Origin of the sequence: Clostridium sp. (genome assembly GCF_016650035.1) — a bacterium.
Classification (GTDB): Bacteria; Bacillota; Clostridia; order Clostridiales; family Clostridiaceae; genus Clostridium_AD.
Genome location: NZ_JAENWM010000003.1, coordinates 66,783 through 85,898, shown reverse-complemented (window position 1 = coordinate 85,898; position 19,116 = coordinate 66,783). Strand labels below are relative to the sequence as shown.

The window sequence follows — 19,116 nt, the reverse complement described above, 5'->3', positions numbered from 1 at the left end:
TATCAATAATTGTTTGGATGAGTTTAGTATGGCTATAAAACATCCACAAATATACGAGGTTATGCAGTATATAGGGTTCAAAGACAATGAAGGTGTAGAAATCTATGATGAGGATATTATTGAGTTCTACGAGGGCGATATGCTTGTTAAAGGTGAAGTGGAATGGTTACAAGAAGATTGCAGATTTGTAGTAAGGGTTTCAAGCGAAGAAGAACAACATTACTTAGGATTAAGTGGAGATGAAAAGCTTAGTTGTACTGTTATAGGCAATATGTATGAAAGTAAAGGCTTATTAGAGCGTTAGGTTAGTTGCACACTTCAAATATATGTTGACGGAGAGGAGGAATGTCATATCGCTTCAGCAATTCAAACTGATAAGAAATATGAAGAAACTAAATATCGTTTTAAAAAAGAAATAGCAGAGGATATAAATATTACTTTGGGTTCTAAAATCTACCTTCCTAATGATATTTATTATGGAACTGTAATTAAAGAATCTGATTCATTCTACTATATTCAAAAGGAAAATATACCTGAAAGTTATGAATTTATGAAGTCCAGTATCCTTGATAAAGTAGCAAATAAGAAGTTATTTATTGTGGACTAACAAGTACATTCAAACTAGACTAAAGGGGCTAGATGACTTCATTAGAAGGGTAGAATATACCTTGTAATATCTATTTAAAGGAGGATTAATATGTATTTAAAAATTAGTAGATTCTTAGAAAAATGGTCATTTAAATTTAGACAGAAAGCATTATATTATACTTTCAAAAGTTATATTAAAAATAATGAGAATTATTTTATGCACGTTTATAGACATAATAGAGGAATAGGGAAATCGTATACTCTGCTACAACTGGCACATAAATATAAATGTCCTATATTTGTAAGTAAAACTAGAGACATAGAATATTTAGATAGATTAAATAGAGATTATTTTAAGAATAAATGTTTAGAAATAATAGTAGCTAGAAATGATTGCAGAGGTATGAGATTTGATTTAGCATTATGTGAAGAAGGAATAGAGGATAGATTAATACATGAAATTATATTGCCAATGTGTAAGCGAATTATAGGATACACAAGAATAGATTATTAATTAAATAAATTTTACCAAAAGCATTGACAATTAAAGGATAACATGATAACATCTATATAAGGGTAAGAAATTACTCTTATATATTAAATTTAAGGAGGGAATTATTAATGATTAGTCGTGTGGGGTATTTAGGAACGGTAGATAACAAATTTAAAATCTGGTTTGATGGAGATCAGTTCATAGCTAAATATAATGGAATGAATTTTTGCATAGATTATGAAGCTATACCAGAGAATAGAAAACAAAGATTATCATAAGGAGGAAATAATATGTTAACACATTTCTATATCTATGTTTGGGAGCTACCGTAGCATTAATATCAATCAGCAGAGAGGAGACAGCATATGAAAACAGTGAAGAGTTTAGACAAGATCAAGAAGATAGAAGCAGAAATAGAGAACTATAAGAAGAAGAAAAGAGAATCAGCTAGATTAAATAAAGTTCAAACTGAGAGTAATGGATCTGGTTCATGTTGGAATACAATCTACTATACTTGCGACAATTAAACAATGACTAAAAGGAGGAATATATAAATGGATAATTTCGGAGTACAAATTAGTTTAATAATAGACAATATATCATCAAAATTAGGGGTAGCTGCTGATAAGTTATATCCAGCACTAAGAAAACAAGCTTTTATAGATGGAATTACAGGAAGTATATGGATAATCATTAGTTTAATATTGATAATATTTCTTATAATCAAACTTTTTAAATGGTTCAAGCCAGCTGAAGATGACTTTGGAGATATGGTTATTCCAGACTCTAATACTGATAAAATTGTAATGGGAATATTTACTTTAATTGCAGCAATCATTATGTTCTCATTTAATTTCAATAGTACGATAACAGCATTGTTTAATCCAGACTGGTATATGATAAATAATATAATACAAAATTTAAGCGATATAATTAAATAATTAATCATAGGAGGTTTAATATGAAAGTAGAATTAATTAGAATTACAGAAAATCCAGTAGAGGCCATAGAACTAGCAGCATCGAATAAAAAATGTACCACTTGTGGGGAGGCACAAGGCATAATGAAAAACTATAAAGGAGAACTTTACTGTGATAAACATTATAGACAATTATTAAAATTTGGATATATCAAACAAAGAACAACTTATGATAAAAATGAAATAATAATAGTTGGAAATATTGTAACTATGCTTCTCTATAATAAAAAAGGGGATGTAATCAACGAAACAATTTTTGATGAAGAAGAATTAGATACAGTTAAGAAATACAAGTGGGGAATGAGTGGAAATGGTTATGTTACAAGTAGGATTAATGGCCAAATTATATATCTTCACAGATTTTTAACAGGCGTGACAGAAGAATTTTTTATTGATCATATTGATAGAAATAGATTAAATAATTTAAAAGCTAATTTAAGAACATGTACAAATCAAGAAAATCTTAGAAATACTAGTTTGAGTAAAAATAATACATCTGGTCAAGTAGGAGTTCATTGGGAAAGCAGAAGAAAGCATTGGGTAGCTATAATTGAAACAGATTATAAAAAAAGTTTATATTTAGGATCATTTGATAATTTAGAAGATGCCATTATTGCAAGAATAGAGGCAGAAAAACAATACTTTGGAGAATTTGCTCCTAAAACATCAAATAATTCAAATGAATTGGAGGAATTAAATTATGAAAGTAACGTTAATTAGGTACACAAATAATCCAGTAAACGCAATTGAATCTGCTGCATCGAACTGCTATAACAGTGAAATAACTGGCGGTAAGATAATGGAACATTGCTATAAATCAGGACATCATAGTGTCTTAGAATTTTGTGACTTCCATTTTCACATAGAAGGAGTAAGTAGGGCTCTTAGTCATCAGTTGGTAAGAAGTAGATTAGCATCATTTGCTCAAAGATCCCAGAGGTACGTAAATGAAGATGGATTTGATTATGTTATACCAGAGTCTATTAAAAATAACGATAATCTTTTGATACTAGATATTTATGAAAAATCTATAGAGGTAGCAAAGAAGGGGTATAAAATATTAGTATCTCATGGAGTACCTGCCGAAGACGCTAGATTTGTATTACCTAATGCTTGTGAAACTGTTATAGATATGAAAGTTAACCTTAGAGAATTAATGCATTTTATGAATGAGAGGTTATGTACTTGTAGTCAATGGGAAATAAGAGAATTAGCTAACCTTATGAGAAAATTAGTTATATCAAAAGAACCTAAATTTAATAAATATCTTGTACCTAAATGTGAGAAGAATAGTCCATATAATTTCTGCACAGAAACAAAATCAAGATGTTGTGGAAGAAATAAACATATCAGTGATGTAATTTTAAAATGATGATTTTATAACAACTAAACAATCACATTAAGGAGGAATAATATTATGATTGATAATTGTAATGGATGGAAATTCGATATAGGAGAAAAGATTTGGTGGATTACAAAAGAAGGAGTGATTGAAATGCTAGTAATTAATAGGACTTGTTACTCCAGTTGTTTAGAAACTTATAATAAATATCTATTGAAAAGTTTAATCAATGATTATTGTTTCTGGGAAAGAGAAAGTAGCATCAATAAAATAATTAAGGAGGATTAATATTGTGGGAATAGAAAATGAAGTAGATATAAAAGAAATTGAGGAAATGCAAAGGAAACTTGAGGAGCATGAACCAATTCCAATAGCGATGCATATAACTCAAAAAGGTTTTGACTTTCTAATTTCTCAACTTAGGATTTTGGATTCAGCTAAATATAAAAATGATCATAATATATCAATTGTAAATAAGCATAGTAATTTAACACGATATCAATGTAGATTAGTTATGAACGATAATTCTAGTAAGTTAATAAATATTCGAGAGGAAAAATAGATGCAGAATATTCATGCAAGCTTAAATAATTCAGATATCAAAATAACTGTAAGTAATAAGATTAGTTCTCAATATCGTGGAAATGTATATCGTACAATTAATATGGGAGAAAGGTTGAGTATGACTTTGAATGATACTCAACAAGAAACATTATTTAACGAATTAGAACGGCATTTATTCATAAGAACGAGGAAGGACTTGCAGAAATATATTACTAATTTAGAAGAACAAATAAATAATAACAGGAGGTTTCATATGGAAGTATTTTCTAAAGTGGAATTAATTAAAATTAGGGAAATTATAACAGGCAGACAAACAGAGTTAAATAATATATATGGACATTACTTTGATGAAGAAATTGAAGAAAATAATGGGTTACTTGAGAAAGTAGATAAAGTGTTGGAACAATTAAATAATAACGTAACTTAAAACAGAGATTTTAATTGAATAAAAATTATACAAAATTTAAGGAGGAATTATTAATGAGAGAAAGCTTTAATTGTGAAAAATGTGAAATGGAATTTAATTCTAAGGAGGAATGCCAAGAACACGAAAAAGAATGCGGTCTAGAAAAATCTTTTACTTGTATGAAGTGCGGTAAAATCCTTACATGGAAAGACGATAATAGTTGGGGTAGTTTTACTGAGAATGAATGTTGGGATTTCAACTTAGGTCAAGCTGGCTATGGTAGTGGTTTAGATGGTTGTAATATACATATTCAAGTCTGTGATGATTGTCTAAGGGAATGGATAAACTCATTTACATTTGAAGGTCAAGAACATATTATAAACAGTGGTTCCAACATATATATGTCAACAGAAAATTGGATAAAAGAAGCAAAAGGAGAATTTACAGACGAGGAATATGAAAATAATGGTATGTATTCTCCTAGACAAATAAAAGCATATGAAGATAAATTCCCCAAATGTGACCATGTTGTAATTAAAGTTTATAATGATAGTAGCGCAGGTAGTGGATGTCTTTATGGAGCACATGGAGAAGGATTTGGAAATACTGGATTAAATATTTCGAGCGAATGTTTTAATTGTGATCAATTTAAAGAAAGGGCTAAAGATAAAATAATTGAAGTTAAAGATGCTAATTATGATGGTAAAACACCTATTGAATTAATTGAGGCACATAAACAAAAGCAATTAGCTAATCAAGTTAACAATTAAATAATAATATTTAATGAAAATTTATAAGATATGAAAGGAGAATAATATGTTAAAGTGGGAAATTAAAAATGGTGACGAAAAGTTAAAAGATGAAATCAAATCAACGAAAGATAGTTTTGAGACTTGGTATAAAAATTGTTGGTCAAAATCTTGTACAAAAGAAAAAATGTTAAGTGAAAATAGTCCCGTATACCATGTCTATTATAAAATAACTAAAACTTTTGCAGAGGTTAAGAAAAAATATCCACTTAAAGCATTAAAAGAATGTTCCTCTTGTGGAAAATATGTAGATAAATGGTTAGAAACAAGTTTTAGTTTTTGTGATGAGTATGGATGCGGAATGTCTCTATGTAAAGATTGCTTAGGAGAATTAAAAGAATTGATGGATAAAATGTAAAATTTATAAGAATATAAACTACTCGATAATTTCAAATAGTTGAAAGGAGAAATTAATATGTCGGATCAAATATATAAACTAACAAAAACTGAAGCAATAGAAATGTTACCAGATACAGATTATATTCATACTTTTAGACAAGGAGATGTTAATTGTCTTATAGGGGCAGATTGGACTAGAGAAAAAATGTTAGAAATGATAAATGAAAATCAATTTGAATTAACTGGATTTTATGCAACAAATATGGGACATGGAATGGCTTTTCAAGACGAATTAGGATGGATATTCGTTGAAACAAAGGAGTAGTCAAAGATCACTTGTCACGTGAAATTATTAAAGTTGATTTTCCGCTTAAAGTATCAATATTAACAACTAAATAATAACAATACGATGACTTCAGTAGGAAAATTAACTTATCTTGAAAGGAGAAAATTATGGAAACTTATGTAGCAATATTAAATTTTAAATCAGAAAGACGCTGTTGTGATTGCCCTCTTTGTGATGGAAATGATGATTGTTTATTACAGGAAGAACAAGACTTTGAGACATTTGAAGAACAAATAAAAGAATGTCCATTAATAGAGTGGGAATAGCAACGTGCAATAAATGTACAATCCAAAAGAAAGGAGAAAATTATGATTAAATGGATAAAAAATAAACTTACTAATAATTCTACAGAAGTTCCGTTATTCTGGGTGAATATTAATATGAAAGCTTATAAGAAAATAGGAAAGAAAAATTCATGTATGAGTCATATTCATCCTAATTTTAGAAATGATGAAGTTGTAATAGAATCGTTAAATAAGCTGATAGATTACATTAGAGATAATTATGATATGGAGAAATTATAAAAGGAGGATATTATGGATAAAAATAAACATGTATATTGTACAGATTGTTTACATTTTTATGATAATTTAGAATGTCTTAACACTTACGATACCATAGAAGAAAAATGTTGTAAAATTTGTAAATGTAAGGATTGTGAATGTGGAGATTTAGAAGATAGTGCAGCATTTGAATATAGACCTGGTTATATTGGAATAAAATAAAAAGTCAATTTTATAAGATTATATTGAATAATTAAAGAATGACATTACAAAAGGGGGATTATATGAAGTATTTAATTACGATTACAAAAGAATTAGTTCACGAATATCATTTATATTACATGCAGCAAAATCCTAAATGCAAATCATTACCTTTTGCTAAAAAAGAAACTATAAAGCTATTTAATAAAAATGGAACTCCTCAGTTAACTAAATCTGGGGCTCAGAAAACTAAGAAAAAATCAATCAGCAAGAAAAATTATAAAATGTCAGATTGTTTATATGGAATATTGAGTCTTAATGAACTGCTAGTAATACAGAATAGAATGGTTATGAATGGGATTAAACATCACTGGGGAAATCTTGGAATATGGCTCGCTGATAAATATAATTTATCTAATCTTAAATTATCTAATTGCATGGTTGAATTTAGAGTATTTAGTGAAACTCTAGCTAAAAAAGATAATGATAATATATCAGGTGGAATTAAGTTCGTTGGAGATGGACTATTTGTTCAAAGTGGATTTTTAGAGGATGACAATTACATGATAATTAATCCGCTGTTAATAAATTGCGGATATGACAAATTGAATCCTCGTACTGAGATTAGGATTAGTGTGTTTCCGGATGAACTTAAAGATGTTTATGAGAAATTAAGAATACACACTGAGAATTTTAAAGAGGGTGGAGTTTAGTGATTGAGTACATAGGAGTCGGTAAAATTCCAATTAGAAATTATTTAGTAATAATGGATAGACGATGCTATAGTCCTAAATTAGCAATAGAGTATACAAAGGATATTTATGGAATAGATATTTCCAAGGAAATTAAGAACGCAAAAACAATGTGGGATTATAGTAAAAATGTTTACAAGTCATTTGACGAAAGGTTCCCTCCAAGATATTTAGATGATGGAACAAGAGAATTTTTTAATAGTGTTGGCAGAGCACGTTATTATAAATTCTATGGAAAATTTAAGGAGAATGATGGATTTTGGGATTTGATAATAGATTGGTGTTCCAAGGGTGATGTCGTCCATCATATCTATCCTTTGACATTTGGAGGTAATAGTAGCCTGATGAATTTAATTCCTATTACAGACTTCAATCATAAATTACTCCATGAGAATTCTGTTGAGAAGAAAAGGGAGTGCTGCTTTATGGCTGTTGATTATCTGTCTTATCTATATAGTTTTGATAGTCTAAAATATCTTAATGAAAAATATAATATCTTACAATATAAAGATATGCCAGGAGAATTTAAACATAATTTTCTAAATACAATATTTGAAACAGAAATGAGATTGTTTTATAAAGATTTAGAAATAGAACATCCAAATAATTAAATATTTTATTTCTAATATAGATGTAAATCTCATATAAATAAAAAAGAGGGAGTGATATTAATGGCAGTAGTAGTTGAATATGAAGATGGTTGTAAAATAATTAACCGATACAAAGATTATACACCCCAAGAGGCTAATAAAGCACATGAAAAGATACTCTCAGAGCTGTATAAACTGTTTTCCAAAAGAGATGATAGTATTGACACAAGAATAAAATAGTGTATAATAACTTACAATAGATAATAAAATAAATAACATAAGAAAGGATTTGATTGTACTAATGACAGTAGCAATATATTCTAGGCAATCAGTAGATAAAAAAGATAGTATATCAATAGAAAGTCAGATTGATTTCTGTAAAAAAGAAACTCTACCAACTGAAGAAGTTAAGGTGTATATGGACAAAGGATTTAGTGGTAAAAATACAGATAGACCTAAATTTCAAGAGATGATGGCAGATATTAAAATAGGTCTAATCGAAAAAGTAATAGTCTATAAACTAGATAGAATTAGCAGGAACTTATTAGACTTTGCAAATATTATAGAGTTCTTTAAACAATATACAGTTTCATTTGTATCTTGTAATGAGAAGTTTGATACGTCAACGCCAATGGGTAATGCTATGTTAAGTATTACTATGGTATTCGCTCAGTTGGAACGTGAGACTATTCAAAAAAGAATAAAGGATAATTATTATGCCAGAGGAGCTAAAGGTTTATATATGGGAGGTAGAGCTCCTTATGGCTTTATTAAAATTTCTACAAGAGTTAATAATAAAAAAACTTATACTTTTGAGGATAACCTTGAAAAAAAGCCAAGTCTACTTAAAATGTATGAACTTTATTCAGAGACAGATATGAGTCTGGGAAAGATTAGTGATTATCTTAATAATGAAGGAATACTAGCAGCAGAAGGTGGTGCATGGGACTCAGGTAAGATTAGTAGAATATTAAGAAGTCCAGTATATGTACAAGCTGATGCCGATATTTATGCTTATTACAAGGATAAAGGATGTATTCTTACTAATGATATTTCTGATTTTGTTGGGACTAATGGCTGTTATCTGTATGGTAAAAGGGAGTCTAATGAAAGAAAATATACTAATGTAAAAGATCATGTGTTGTCTATTGGGTTACACGAAGGAGTTATTAAATCTTCTACATGGTTAACATGTCAATATAAATTAGATAGGAATAAGCAAATAAAGAATACTGGTAAAGGTCAACATTCATGGCTAAGTGGTATTATCAAGTGTGAAAAATGTGGATATACAATAAGTGTTGTTGTAGCTAGAAATAAAAGATACCTGTCTTGTAGAGGTAAAACTACTTATAAAACATGTGAAGGGTTTTTAGAAACACAACATGCTGATATATTAGAAAAACGAATTGAGAGCAGGATTTTTATAGAGGCTGAAAAAATTAAGAATAATATATTACATTACCAAGAATCAAAACGTTGTGATACAAATGAATCAAAATTAAAGTTATTAGAAATTGATAATCAAATTGATACGTTAATGGATCAACTATCAAAAGCAAGTGGAATTACAATGGAATATGTAAATAGGAGAATTGCTTCATTAGATAATGAGAGAAATATTATTTCATCAGAAATGAAAAAAAATATAATAGTAGATGTAAAAACATTATCAAAAGAAGATTTACTCAAACAAGTTGATAACTGGGTTAATTTATCATTAGAAGATAAAAAAAATGTTTGCAAGTATTTCATTGATGTCATAAAGTTAAGAGACAATTTAATTGATATAGAATGGACTACCAATATCACAACAATGCCATTAGAAACACTTACTGAATAATAGTAGGTGCTTTACTTTTGTTTATAGCCTCGTTTTACACTGTGTCTACATTGGAAGAACTAGACACAGTGTAAAACATAGATATATAGCCATTCATCAAACGCTTTACCCTCTTAAAGAAGGGGACACATCACATTAAAAATCATCTAAATCAAGAAGGGGAGTAGTAAAAACATTAATAATTGTATTATAACATATGAAATTTACATTAAAGTAATTTTGTTATATTACAGAAGGGGAGGTATAATTAGGAAATAATCGGATATAATAATAGTACATAATATAATTGCAAAAAAATGAAAAAAATTAGGAATAGACCACAAAATTAATTGTGATTTATTCCTATTAAAATTTATGCTAATCCCATATATCTATTCCAAATAATTCATATACTTCATCAAATCTTTTTAATTTAACAACATCATTAATATTGAATTGATTTTTAATCATATAAATCTTGACCTATAATTTTTATTTTAGCTAAATGTCTTAATGCTCTGCATATTAAAGTTTGTTACTTCTTATTAGGCATTTCAAAATATGGATGTTGTTTATATTTGAATAAATCCTTTTTAATGCAATTAGCCACAATAATTCCTCCATTCCTTATTTTTAAACATAATAAAAAGAGATAAGCCTAAACCTATCTCTTAAATTCATATAAAACCTGCCTTTTAAACTGCTACTCCAGCACTATTTACCCATGTACTAGGAGATGTTTTTAGCCATATAGGCTTGCCTAAAGTAGTGTCAAAATATTGTTGTCCTACTATAAAATCTATTGGTCTATTTGCAGTTGTATCGCCTAATGGTGTTATTGCTAACACATCAACACCTAATACATCTATTTGTTCTTTAACTTTATTTATTTTTGAATTTAAAATAATATCCATTCAATTTACCTCCTTTAGATTAATATCCAAGTTGTACCATCATAAATATATCCATTAGTTGTATCTGTTTCATAAAAGGTTGAACCAGCTTTGTATATTAAAGGTTTAATATCTGTAGATAATCCAATATAATCTGCTTTTGACCAATCTGCATCAAATCCAATCATTTTTATTGCCATTATTATTTCCTCCTTAAGATTTATTTTTATATGAAAAAGAGACTAGTGTATTTACTAATCTCTATATAAAAGAGCGATTTTAAAGCACTCCAAGTGTAACCCTTGAATTTATATCTTCAATAGCTTTTGACACCTCTGAGGATACGTCAGAAGGCTGTGATACCTCTGTAACAACTGGTGTAATGATAATATCTCTACCAGAATTAACTACTCCAGCAATAGGAGTAACTGAAACTGTATTCTTTAAAGTTAATATCTGAGATTCTACAGAGTCCATAATATATCCTTCTAAATCTGTTATTTCTAATTTTAATATATTTACAGCATCTTCACTTAGTTGATTATAAACTGTATCAGCTACATTTTTACCTATTGCAATAAGATCTTCTTTGCTTGCTTTACCTAATTCAATTTGTTTCTTTATATCTATTATTAAAGTTTGCTCTGCTGAATTTACACCTTTTAAAACTAGATTGCTTAATCTTTTCAGGGATGAATCAAATAACCCTTTTGCTTTTTCATCTTTAATTTTGCTTATTTCAATTTCTAATTTAGCCTTCGCTTTTGCGACGTATAAAGTTATAATCGCCATTGCAAGTCCACTTAAAAGTACCACTATTTGATTTAAAAAGTTTTGGATTGTTTCTTCCATTATAATATTCCTCCTCTAAATTATTGTTTAGTTATTATTTTACTTATTTTATTATTAATTAAAATCTTCCATTCTTCTTTTTTATTGTCTGTCCAGTAAGGTATTTCAAGATAATTATATTCTCGTACATTAGCAATATATTTTTTATATCTGTCATAAACCTGTCTTTTGTGAAAATCGAAGTTCTTCGCTAACCACTTTCCAGAACAAATCTCATAATGTTGTTTACCATGAGTTTCAATAATTAACTTCAATTCTTTTATTTCATTATCAAAAGGCATTCTCCCTTTTTTATTACATATTTTAGGATTTTGAGGTATAATAGTACAGCCATATTCATGTAAAATTGTATATCCTAAACTTTCTAAATATAATCTAACCTTTTCCTGAAGTATACTTTCTCTTCTTTCTTGTGTACACTCAGGACATCTGAAATCACTTACATTTGAATTACTAATATTCCTACAATAATCTTCATGTTTACCGTCTAAACATTTCCACCATACTAATATATGAGCAAATCCGCTTATCTCCCAAGGATTCAATATATTCTTATCAGACCAATATAAATGTAATGCATTTTTACCAAAATTATCAATTAGATATTGAGCTATTGAATTACATGCATTACAACTCATTGTCCCATTATGACCGTTCATGAAAACATTTATATTTTTTAGTTCGCTTGGATGTAAATTTCTAGGACATTTAAACCAATACCTTTTATTCGCACTAAAACATATCTTATCAGGATCACTGTCATTTAGTTTAAAATCCCATCGAGATAAAATATCTTGACGAGAATTTTCTATACACCATTGACTAAATGATTTTCCATTTTTCTTTAACAAACCTCTGCTTATATTTTGACTATTGAAAAATTTTGAATTACAAGGATTACAATAATATTTACCATCCTCTCTATCTGAATTTAAATAATCTACCCATTTCATAGGCTTTAAATAAGGATTTTTGCAATCTACACAATCACATTTTACATTTACTCTCACACTACTTTTAATTTGTAAATCTTCAACCTTAACTTCAAATTCATCTTTCATCTTTGTATAAATATATCCCTTATCTGTATACCATTTTTTAGTAAACGAATTCCATACTGTTTTTACTGTTTTACTTATTAACATTTTCAATATTCCTTCTTTCACTTTATATTTGTTTTACTTTAAAAAACTACATAAAAAAAAGAGGCTATGCACTTGGCTTAGTCTCTTTCCATATCTGTAATGCAGAATTTAATTCCTTATCATCTATGAACACATAAAAATGCATTTTAGATTTAGGATTCAATCCCTCAAGTTTATATTTGATTTTCTTTTTCTCCGTTAAAAATCTCATCAACGGAATACTATAACATGGAAATAAATTAATATTATCCATACAAACCTCCTTAATTCCTCCTAATTATTTATAAAAATAAAACTACACATGCTGGGATTATTGTAATTATTGCAACAATAATTAATCCATACATTACCATTTTACCTTTTGATAATTCTAATTTACCATTTTTATCTGTTTGAATTTCTCCTAGTTTTGACATTATAGTATCTTGTCCTTCTTCTATTTTTGTAAACTTTTTATCGTTCCTATCTTCTGTTTTAGAAATACTTGTTAATAGATTTGCAAACTGATAATCAATCTTTGCATTGGTTTCACGATCTAATTTTAAAGTTAATATTTGTAAAGCATCCTGACTCTTTTGCATATTAGCAAATTCATTTGCCATTACTGTATTATTTCTTTCTAAAACTACTACACGACTAACTGTAGCTTCTTGAATTTCTGTTATTTTATCTACATTTTTATTTATATTATCAAATTGTATTTTATTCACACGCTCGTCTGGACATTTGACTTCACCATCCATTTTTTTCTTATACCACCTTTTTTAATATATTAGTATTGACTTCCTGTATTAAAGGGAGCATAATTATAATTGAGTTAAACTCCAATGAGTTTCGCAGATGAGAATAATTCGTTATGACGCTCATCTGCGTTAAAAATTTATATTTATACAGTAAACTAAATCTGGATAGATATATGAGAAAGGGAAAACAATTCATAAATCCCTTTTATATAAATCTACTCGTAATCCAACCACATATCCCTAGTCAAATTACGCTCAGTAGTTAGTTTATTTCAAGAAACTCAGCCAAACATTCTTGCCTACAATTTTATCAACATTCAAATTCTTAGCTTTCTGATATTTAGCTACACTTTCTGCACATGAAGTATAAAATATACCATCAACTGCTAAAACTTTTCCGTTATTATCTCTATATCCCAATTGATTTAATATTGACTGTAAAACTTTAGTAGCTGCTCTTTGAGTATAAGGTAATCCACATAAAGGTAATCGTGCCACAGCGAACTCGGTTTTTGAGCCACTGATATTATCACAAACTAAATCTCTCCCATTCATATCATGTATTCCTAGACTATTACATAATTGTTGCAAAGCTTTTACTCTTACATTCCCTGTTGATACTTTAGGAGTAGGGGAGACTACAGGTGTAACTTCTACCTTTCCAACTTCATTGCCATTCTCATCAAATATCTTATACTGATTTAAAGTCTTAAGGAAATCTGTTGCATTTTGTAAATTTGAATATGCAGCTTTCTGAGATTTAACATCTTCCCATGATACCCTAACTCTGTACATATGAGGTAGAGTTGGAACAGGAGTTGTAGGTGTAACTACTTGAGTAGATTGATTTAAAGTTAATCCTAGATATTTAAATAATCCTTTAACAATACTCAATGCTGCTTTTTCTTGAAACACCTTTGATAACAATAAATTTTCTTCATTAGCATTACTAATAAATGCAGTTTCAACTAATATTGCAACCATATGGCTCATTCTCAAGACTCCAAAATTTGCTGTCTTGGAACCTCTGTTAGCTAATCCTGTAGCTTTAACTAGTTCTGCTTGTACAAATTTTGATAATTTTGCTCCATTAGAACTTATAGGATGAGAAAAAGTTTCCACTCCATGAGCGGTTTTATTTACGGCAGAATTACAATGAATAGATGTGAATGTCTTACACAATGCTTTATTTGCTATATCAGCCCTTTTTGCTAGGGTTTTATATTCACTAGTTGTTCTTGTATATACAACCTTCTGTCCTTGTTCTACGAGTATTCTGCCTACTATTTTAGTAATTACTAAGGCAACATCATCCTCATGTGAACGCTTGCCCACAGCTCCACAATCCGTGCCTCCATGCCCAGGATCTAAACAATGTGTGTATATTTTATTACTCATATATTTCTTCACTCCTCCTTATTATTTCCTTATAAAATTTGAATTTTAATAGATTTTTGCATAATAAAAGAGTACTTAAAAATTTGTATAAAGTACTCTTTTATTATATTATTTTATTATGTTTTTATTAAATTTATTAATTTGCTCTATTTTAGTTATAAAAGGGATTTCATCTTTATACTTTTCAATTTGATTTACAAGTACAGAAGAACCAGTAAATATAATATATTCTTTATCCTCTAAATCAAATTGTAATGTTAAAACTTGTCCATCATTATATTTGCTAACTGCCACTTTATACCCTTTTATAACTATTTCTTTTCCTAAAATATCATCTAGTTTGGTTTTATCTCCCGTTAATGATGCATCGCCAGTTGCAAAGTCTGAAAATTTCTTCATTTATGCTATATCACCTGTATAAACATCACCCGTAATTGTTTCATATTCGGTTGGTGTAATTTTGCCATAATAAACATACATACCTACCTGTTCTTTTGTTGCCCAACCATGTACATAATAATAAGTTACTCTTTCAAAATCTGTCATTTTACATTCCTCCCATCATTAATCTAATATCCATTTGCACTACTTGGCTACCTAAAGACTCGCTACTATTTTGCAACCCCATCACCTGCGTATCCTTTTCAATTAGCAACATGCCCAAAAAATTGTTTGTTTCTTTGCCTGTATCTATTTGTTCTTGCAATAGCTCTGTATACTCATCTTTTTTGTATTGCATCTCATCATATTCAAAACCCTTAAAATCTTCCGTGTCAATTCTGATTATATTACTTCTAATATATACCGTGTCACGGTTTACTTCTGCGTTAGGTACAACTTCCATAGTCCCTCGAACCTTATTAAATAACTTCAATTTTAACACCTCCTTTTAATATTTTACAATTAACATAATATGGAATATAGCAAGGAAAGTTTATATATGCCAATACCTGTTATAATGCCAATAGACGCGCACCGACAGTCGCAGCCGCAGTCGAGGCAGAACTACTCGTACTAAGATAGAACGCACCCGCAGCATCGGCAGTCGCCCAACTCCCACCGAAATACGGCAAGCGGGAAGCAAAAAGAAACCCATAATCCGCATAATGTGTTGTTGCACTTCCTGCAACAGTTTTGACTACAAAGCCTGTTTCAGTACCACCTTGCACCGTGTCAATATATCCACTTGTATTGGCTACTGCTCCAACTCCATAGTCTACATACCCGCTTCCAGTATCATTGAATGTTTGATTAGCTATTAATATATTTCTACTCGCACCACTAAAAAATCCATCTATCCAGTAACACACATTCCCATAAAAGTCTTCAATTCCACAGAATTTATTCTGCAACTTTCCAGTAGTTTCTCCGTAAAATAATCCTTTTGCATTTGCTCCACCAGTTGCAATACTTACAGAGTTGCCATCTACATACCCTCTACCTAATGCAGTTTGGCTATCTCTGTTTTTAAACATTACAATATACAAAATTTGAAGCATAGACAGTTGATAAAATGCCATTTGGTCATAGCCAGTGCCGTTTGCTTGTGCCAATGTTCTAAACGCTCCAATAGTTTGTGTTGCTGTAAGAGTTTTTCCACTTAAACTTCTTAATTCCGAAGTTAAATCATATCCCATATAAGCACTTATATAACAAAAATCTTTTTCAGTTACCCCCCTCATATGTGCTAAACATTTATATGCGCCATCTATTTGTGTATTACTATATCTAATATATAAATCAGTTCCAATAGTTTCAAATTTCCACCATATCTTAGGAAATTCAATCATTACATCTCCATCAGCACCACTTGTAATGTCACTAGCGGTAACTCCATCTACTTTTTGAGTGTAATCATTTGGATTTAAGTAATAATTTACTGCACCATTTTTATATAGGCATGGTTTTATTAAATTAAACGGAAATTTATCTGCCCATGAACCCGCATTAAATGCTCCATTGTTCCCAGTTGCAGGAGTAAACCCGACTGCCATTTCTATATAAGTTAGTGCAGTTGCAGGATTACTATTTGTGGTATCTATTTTCACACCATATATAACTGATACAACTGGTACAACTGGTGTAGCAGATATCTCTTGACCTACTTCAGTAGTATTATAATTATTATTTATATCATATGGAAAAGCTCTATAATAATAAGTAGTTCCGTTTACAACTGTATTATCTGTATAGGTAGTATTTGCACCTGCATAGACCACTGTGCCATCGGTTACAGATGTTGGGTAAGTACTGGTTTGTCTTAATATTTTAACACCTATAAAAACTTCATCAGTTGGGTTTATCCATGATAAGACGATCTGTGAATTACCACTCGTCGCAGTAAAATTACTTATAGCTCCTGCTAACACCAATTGAGGAGTAGCGGTTACTTCTTGACCTGTTCCAGTAGTATTATAATTGCCACTTTGGTCATACGGAAACACCCTATAATAATAAGTAGTCCCATTTATTACCGTTGTATCTGTATAGGCAGTATTTGCTCCTGTATAAACTAAAATACCATCTGTAATAGATGTTGGGTAACTTCCTTCTTTCCTTAATATTTTAACACCTACAAAATCTGGGTCTGTTGGGTTTATCCATGATAAGATAATCTGTGAATCACCACTCCTTGCTACTAATGAAGTAACTACTGAAGGTGGAGTTTGATCTTGTGCAGTAATTCCATTTGATACTCCGACACTTGAACCTTCTAGATATACCATAAATCCCTTAAAATAGACCATATCACCCAAAGCAAAAGGTAAGTTAGTATCTGTATTACTTAAAACGTATGTGCCACTACTTCCTTGAGTGGTTGTTGTATCTGTCTTTAAGAGGAATACAGTAGAATCTCCAGCACAATCTACCATGGTTTTACCATCTAAATTAGTAAGTTTTGATCCGTATATTTTAGTACTTTGATAAGTCGTTCCATTTGGTGCGTAATTTATTTTATAATCAGTTTCAATTTGTAGTCCGTTTGTAATATTTTTACAAGTAAAAGATAATAAATTATTTAGAGCACTCGCAAATGGAGTTCCTTGTACCCTATTAATAGTATTAGTATTATAATTTAAATTAGTATCGAATGGAAATAATTGTATTGAGTATGTTTGATTATTTATTAAACCACCAAAGCTATAAGTTTTTGTGGCAATATTAAAAATATCAATAAATGTACCATCTGTAATGTTAGACGGATAATCCACACCCTGTTTAATAACAAGACGTACACCTTTCCAATCAATAGTTGAGTTATCATTTGTTTGCCATGTTACTTTTATTGATTGATTTAAAGCCAACTGTGATATTGTTCCAACATCTAGAGGAGGAGTTCCATCAAGAGTTGCTGAACAAGTATTAACATTGCTAGTATTATAATTTGCTATTTTTGAATTATCATAAGCAAAGATTTTATAATAATACATAGGAGAGCCAGTATTACTTAATCCAGAATGAATAACGTTATGAATACCTACTCCAACATCAGTTAACATATTTCCTTCCGTCTTATCTGTAGTAATAAAGGCACTATTTTGCCATCTAACTAGATAACCTAACGTATCTGCTGAAATACTATCTATCCAATTCACTGTTATTTGACCGTTACCTGCAATTGCGGTTATGCTTGTAGGATTAACGGGTGGAGTTGTATCAACTACAGTAGTTGTAAGATTCTTTCCACTACTATAAACTTCTCCATTACCAAAGTCATATACTACAAATATTTTTGAATAATATGTCAAATCTTTAGTACAATCAAAGGCAAAAGAATCACTTGTTCCTTGTGTTCCACCTTGTTTAACTTTCTGTATGTTTCCACTCACATTAGCGAGGTCAAAAACATAAGTACTTGCTGAAATATCTTCGGTACTTATAAATAAAACCGTCTTTACAAATCCATTAGTGATAGTTGGGTTTGTCCAATTATAAATAATTTGTATAGCCGTAGTGATATTTAAAGTTGAGGTATATGTACTCACATTATAAGGTAGAGCACTTCCACCCGATATTTCAACTTTTACTTGACCACTTCCCTCATCTGTGACAACAGCTCCTACAAAATTAATATTAGAAATGCTAGATATCTTTAAAGTATTGTCATTTTTAACACCAATTGGATTTGAGCCAATTAATTGCCAATTTAATATATCATTATCAAAAATTGTTGTTGAAGTATGAGGTGCAGTACATTTATATAATAAATTGTTTTCTGAAATATATTTATTTAAACTATATATAGTAGTTTGTTGCCATTGGTCTATTTTATTTTGTAAAGCTAATTCTTTAGCTTCTTGGCTTTCTCCATATGAAATAATATCTAATGCCATATAATTACCTCCTTTAA

At 29.5% G+C, this 19,116-nt stretch carries 32 protein-coding genes; 21 read left to right on the top strand and 11 right to left on the bottom strand.

Features of this window, described 5'->3' with window-relative positions:
* The 21 genes from JJD95_RS01520 to JJD95_RS01420 form a co-directional block, all read left to right on the top strand.
* On the top strand, positions 1 to 304 hold a 304-nt coding region (locus JJD95_RS01520), incomplete at its 5' end, for a YopX family protein (protein ID WP_291639627.1).
* Between the two features lie 135 nt (positions 305 to 439).
* Positions 440 to 607, top strand: coding sequence for a hypothetical protein (locus JJD95_RS01515; RefSeq protein WP_291639625.1), 168 nt, complete (start codon positions 440 to 442; stop codon positions 605 to 607).
* 90 nt (positions 608 to 697) lie between these two features.
* Positions 698 to 1,102 (top strand): hypothetical protein, encoded by a 405-nt coding sequence (locus JJD95_RS01510; protein WP_291639624.1) that lies wholly within the window; start codon positions 698 to 700, stop codon positions 1,100 to 1,102.
* A 107-nt stretch (positions 1,103 to 1,209) separates the two neighbouring features.
* Complete coding sequence (locus JJD95_RS01505; RefSeq protein WP_291639622.1) at positions 1,210 to 1,359, top strand: hypothetical protein; 150 nt, start codon at positions 1,210 to 1,212, stop codon at positions 1,357 to 1,359.
* An 87-nt stretch (positions 1,360 to 1,446) separates the two neighbouring features.
* Positions 1,447 to 1,608 (top strand): hypothetical protein, encoded by a 162-nt coding sequence (locus JJD95_RS01500; RefSeq protein ID WP_291639620.1) that lies wholly within the window; start codon positions 1,447 to 1,449, stop codon positions 1,606 to 1,608.
* Positions 1,609 to 1,635: 27 nt separating this feature from the next.
* The gene (locus JJD95_RS01495; protein WP_291639618.1) at positions 1,636 to 2,022 is read left to right on the top strand and encodes a hypothetical protein; all 387 of its coding nucleotides are present in this window, start codon (positions 1,636 to 1,638) and stop codon (positions 2,020 to 2,022) included.
* Between the two features lie 20 nt (positions 2,023 to 2,042).
* Positions 2,043 to 2,780 (top strand): HNH endonuclease, encoded by a 738-nt coding sequence (locus JJD95_RS01490; RefSeq protein ID WP_291639616.1) that lies wholly within the window; start codon positions 2,043 to 2,045, stop codon positions 2,778 to 2,780.
* Positions 2,761 to 3,432: an FAD-dependent thymidylate synthase gene (thyX, locus tag JJD95_RS01485; protein WP_291639614.1), complete on the top strand. Its 672-nt coding sequence runs from the start codon at positions 2,761 to 2,763 to the stop codon at positions 3,430 to 3,432. Before JJD95_RS01490 ends, thyX begins: the two co-directional genes overlap by 20 nt.
* 45 nt (positions 3,433 to 3,477) lie before the next feature.
* The gene (locus JJD95_RS01480; RefSeq protein WP_291639612.1) at positions 3,478 to 3,690 is read left to right on the top strand and encodes a hypothetical protein; all 213 of its coding nucleotides are present in this window, start codon (positions 3,478 to 3,480) and stop codon (positions 3,688 to 3,690) included.
* A 4-nt stretch (positions 3,691 to 3,694) separates the two neighbouring features.
* Positions 3,695 to 3,964, top strand: coding sequence for a hypothetical protein (locus tag JJD95_RS01475; protein WP_291639610.1), 270 nt, complete (start codon positions 3,695 to 3,697; stop codon positions 3,962 to 3,964).
* Positions 3,965 to 4,393, top strand: a complete 429-nt coding sequence (locus tag JJD95_RS01470) for a hypothetical protein (protein WP_291639608.1) — start codon at positions 3,965 to 3,967, stop codon at positions 4,391 to 4,393.
* 53 nt (positions 4,394 to 4,446) lie between these two features.
* The gene (locus tag JJD95_RS01465) at positions 4,447 to 5,142 is read left to right on the top strand and encodes a hypothetical protein (protein WP_291639606.1); all 696 of its coding nucleotides are present in this window, start codon (positions 4,447 to 4,449) and stop codon (positions 5,140 to 5,142) included.
* Between the two features lie 46 nt (positions 5,143 to 5,188).
* Positions 5,189 to 5,539, top strand: a complete 351-nt coding sequence (locus tag JJD95_RS01460; protein WP_291639604.1) for a hypothetical protein — start codon at positions 5,189 to 5,191, stop codon at positions 5,537 to 5,539.
* 57 nt (positions 5,540 to 5,596) lie between these two features.
* Positions 5,597 to 5,845, top strand: coding sequence for a hypothetical protein (locus tag JJD95_RS01455; RefSeq protein ID WP_291639602.1), 249 nt, complete (start codon positions 5,597 to 5,599; stop codon positions 5,843 to 5,845).
* 128 nt (positions 5,846 to 5,973) lie between these two features.
* A complete protein-coding gene (locus tag JJD95_RS01450; protein ID WP_291639600.1) occupies positions 5,974 to 6,132 on the top strand; it encodes a hypothetical protein in 159 nt (52 codons plus the stop codon).
* Between the two features lie 42 nt (positions 6,133 to 6,174).
* Positions 6,175 to 6,390, top strand: coding sequence for a hypothetical protein (locus JJD95_RS01445; RefSeq protein WP_291639598.1), 216 nt, complete (start codon positions 6,175 to 6,177; stop codon positions 6,388 to 6,390).
* A 12-nt stretch (positions 6,391 to 6,402) separates the two neighbouring features.
* Positions 6,403 to 6,591, top strand: a complete 189-nt coding sequence (locus JJD95_RS01440) for a hypothetical protein (protein ID WP_291639596.1) — start codon at positions 6,403 to 6,405, stop codon at positions 6,589 to 6,591.
* A 62-nt stretch (positions 6,592 to 6,653) separates the two neighbouring features.
* A complete protein-coding gene (locus JJD95_RS01435; protein ID WP_291639594.1) occupies positions 6,654 to 7,283 on the top strand; it encodes a hypothetical protein in 630 nt (209 codons plus the stop codon).
* Positions 7,283 to 7,933 (top strand): HNH endonuclease signature motif containing protein, encoded by a 651-nt coding sequence (locus JJD95_RS01430; protein ID WP_291639592.1) that lies wholly within the window; start codon positions 7,283 to 7,285, stop codon positions 7,931 to 7,933. Before JJD95_RS01435 ends, JJD95_RS01430 begins: the two co-directional genes overlap by 1 nt.
* 60 nt (positions 7,934 to 7,993) lie before the next feature.
* Positions 7,994 to 8,152 carry a hypothetical protein gene (locus JJD95_RS01425; RefSeq protein WP_291639590.1) on the top strand — a complete coding sequence of 53 codons (159 nt, stop codon included), beginning with the start codon at positions 7,994 to 7,996 and terminating at the stop codon, positions 8,150 to 8,152.
* A 61-nt stretch (positions 8,153 to 8,213) separates the two neighbouring features.
* A complete protein-coding gene (locus tag JJD95_RS01420; RefSeq protein ID WP_291639588.1) occupies positions 8,214 to 9,755 on the top strand; it encodes a recombinase family protein in 1,542 nt (513 codons plus the stop codon).
* Between the two features lie 674 nt (positions 9,756 to 10,429).
* On the opposite strand, the gene JJD95_RS01415 is transcribed toward JJD95_RS01420, so the two are convergent.
* From JJD95_RS01415 to JJD95_RS01365, 11 genes are all read right to left on the bottom strand, one after another.
* Entirely contained in the window at positions 10,430 to 10,648 is a 219-nt protein-coding gene (locus tag JJD95_RS01415) for a hypothetical protein (protein ID WP_291639586.1), read from the bottom strand.
* Positions 10,649 to 10,662: 14 nt separating this feature from the next.
* Positions 10,663 to 10,827 carry a hypothetical protein gene (locus JJD95_RS01410; protein WP_291639584.1) on the bottom strand — a complete coding sequence of 55 codons (165 nt, stop codon included), beginning with the start codon at positions 10,825 to 10,827 and terminating at the stop codon, positions 10,663 to 10,665.
* A 79-nt stretch (positions 10,828 to 10,906) separates the two neighbouring features.
* Positions 10,907 to 11,479 (bottom strand): hypothetical protein, encoded by a 573-nt coding sequence (locus JJD95_RS01405; RefSeq protein ID WP_291639582.1) that lies wholly within the window; start codon positions 11,477 to 11,479, stop codon positions 10,907 to 10,909.
* Positions 11,480 to 11,499: 20 nt separating this feature from the next.
* The gene (locus tag JJD95_RS01400; protein WP_291639580.1) at positions 11,500 to 12,624 is read right to left on the bottom strand and encodes a zinc-ribbon domain-containing protein; all 1,125 of its coding nucleotides are present in this window, start codon (positions 12,622 to 12,624) and stop codon (positions 11,500 to 11,502) included.
* Between the two features lie 64 nt (positions 12,625 to 12,688).
* Entirely contained in the window at positions 12,689 to 12,877 is a 189-nt protein-coding gene (locus JJD95_RS01395) for a hypothetical protein (protein ID WP_291639578.1), read from the bottom strand.
* Between the two features lie 28 nt (positions 12,878 to 12,905).
* The gene (locus JJD95_RS01390; protein ID WP_291639577.1) at positions 12,906 to 13,367 is read right to left on the bottom strand and encodes a hypothetical protein; all 462 of its coding nucleotides are present in this window, start codon (positions 13,365 to 13,367) and stop codon (positions 12,906 to 12,908) included.
* A gap of 267 nt (positions 13,368 to 13,634) precedes the next feature.
* Positions 13,635 to 14,765 (bottom strand): N-acetylmuramoyl-L-alanine amidase, encoded by a 1,131-nt coding sequence (locus JJD95_RS01385; protein WP_291639575.1) that lies wholly within the window; start codon positions 14,763 to 14,765, stop codon positions 13,635 to 13,637.
* A gap of 108 nt (positions 14,766 to 14,873) precedes the next feature.
* Entirely contained in the window at positions 14,874 to 15,164 is a 291-nt protein-coding gene (locus tag JJD95_RS01380; protein ID WP_291639573.1) for a hypothetical protein, read from the bottom strand.
* Positions 15,165 to 15,311, bottom strand: a complete 147-nt coding sequence (locus JJD95_RS01375) for an XkdX family protein (RefSeq protein WP_291639571.1) — start codon at positions 15,309 to 15,311, stop codon at positions 15,165 to 15,167.
* 1 nt (position 15,312) lies between these two features.
* The gene (locus JJD95_RS01370) at positions 15,313 to 15,639 is read right to left on the bottom strand and encodes a hypothetical protein (RefSeq protein ID WP_291639569.1); all 327 of its coding nucleotides are present in this window, start codon (positions 15,637 to 15,639) and stop codon (positions 15,313 to 15,315) included.
* A gap of 79 nt (positions 15,640 to 15,718) precedes the next feature.
* On the bottom strand, positions 15,719 to 19,099 hold the full coding sequence (locus JJD95_RS01365; RefSeq protein ID WP_291639568.1) for a hypothetical protein: 3,381 nt from the start codon (positions 19,097 to 19,099) through the stop codon (positions 15,719 to 15,721).
* Positions 19,100 to 19,116: the final 17 nt, after the last annotated feature.